The sequence below is a fragment of the Pseudoalteromonas sp. HM-SA03 genome (assembly GCF_002289345.1).
Classification (GTDB): domain Bacteria; phylum Pseudomonadota; class Gammaproteobacteria; order Enterobacterales; family Alteromonadaceae; genus Pseudoalteromonas.
The window spans coordinates 36891-38569 of the sequence record NZ_NSDG01000052.1 but is presented as its reverse complement, the minus strand read 5'-3'; the positions used below and the strand labels follow the sequence as shown (position 1 = coordinate 38569).

The window sequence follows — 1679 nt, the reverse complement described above, 5'->3', positions numbered from 1 at the left end:
TGCTTTAGGCTCGTCTTCAAGCAGAACCTCTTCATCAAAATCTGCGTTTAATTCTGGCAGCTCGTCTTCGATTTCAAGTGCAGGTTCAGACTCAAGCGTATCACTTTCTGCTGCTTCGACTGGTGCTTTAGGCTCGTCTTCAAGCAAAGTTTCTTCGTCAAAATCCGCGTCTAACTCTGGCAAATCATCTTCATCAAAGCCAGAGATTTCATCGTCGAGAAGATCGTCATCAAGCCCGTCCTCTATATCAAATTGAGCGTCATTGGATAATGCTTCTGATAATGCTTTTTCGGTTTCGCTTTGCGAGTCAGTAGTTTCAAGTTCTTCGCCAAGTTCCAGCTCAGGGTAACTCTCTAGCTCTGCGCTTGGTTGCAGATCTTCTTCGTCAAGAAACTCTTCTTCTGCCAGTAAATCCACTTCGTCATTAAGTGGATCATCTCCCAGCTCAATTTCAACTTCTTCATCCGAAAAATCGTCTTCAAGTTCAGCATCCAACTCAAACTGTTCTTCGGCTTGAAGCTCCTGTAATAGCTCATCAACACTTTTTAAGTCAGGATCTTCAAATTCACTGTCTTCGTCAGCTTGAACATTCTCATCACTAAAATCTGCTTCATTGGCTAGATCGGACTGTAATGTATCTTCCATTGGTTCTTCTGATGATTCCGGAATAGCATCCTCTTCATCCAACATACCCGACAAGTGCCCTGACTCCGTTTGCTCAGACTCTGCTAAAAGCTGTTCAGATCCTAGTTCACGCTCGTCAGATACCTCTTCCAGCTTTGGTAAAGCATCTTCTGGTGCTTCATCTAATAAAGCATCAGGCTCGTTATCTGCTGGCTCACCAACTTCCTCTTCAAGCTCCGGCAAAGCTTCTTCTGGTGTTTCGTCAACTAATACATTGAGATCGTCGTCGGCCAGTTCATCAGATTCTTCTTCCAGCTCTGGCAAACCATCTTCTGGTGTTTCGTCAACTAATGCATCGAGATCGTCGTCGGCCAGTTCATCGGATTCTTCCTCCAGCTCTGGTAAAGCATCTTCTACAGGTTCGTCTAGTAAGGCTTCGAGCTCATCATCGGCCAGCTCATCGGATTCTTCTTCCAGCTCTGGTAAAGCATCTTCTACAGGTTCGTCTAGTAAGGCTTCGAGCTCATCATCGGCCAGCTCATCAGATTCTTCTTCCAGCTCTGGCAAACCATCTTCTGGTGTTTCGTCAACTAATGCATCGAGATCGTCGTCGGCCAGTTCATCGGACTCTTCTTCCAGTTCAGGTAACGGCTCTTCCTGTGCTTCATCTAATAATGCATCGAGATCGTCGTCGGCCAGCTCATCGGATTCTTCTTCCAGCTCTGGTAGAACATCTTCTGCAGGTTCGTCTAGTAAGGCTTCGAGCTCATCATCGGCCAGCTCATCGGATTCTTCTTCCAGCTCTGGTAGAACATCTTCTGCAGGTTCGTCTAGTAATGCTTCGAGCTCATCATCGGCCAGCTCATCAGACTCTTCCTCCAGCTCTGGTAAAGCATCTTCTACAGGTTCGTCTAGTAAGGCTTCGAGCTCATCATCGGCCAGCTCATCAGACTCTTCCTCCAGCTCTGGTAGAACATCTTCTGCAGGTTCGTCTAGTAATGCACCGAGCTCATCATCGGCCAGCTCATCAGACTCTTCCTCCAACTCTGGTAGAA

Annotated in this window: 1 protein-coding gene (only partly in view); it reads right to left on the bottom strand. The window is 46.8% G+C overall.

The features are described from left to right. Window positions 1–1651: 1651 nt before the first annotated feature. Window positions 1652–1679: the 3' end of a FimV/HubP family polar landmark protein gene (locus CKO50_RS24610; RefSeq protein WP_255229524.1), read on the bottom strand. 2321 nt of this gene lie beyond the right edge of the window; 28 of the gene's 2349 nt are visible here — the last part of the coding sequence; its start codon lies beyond the right edge, outside the window; its stop codon occupies window positions 1652–1654.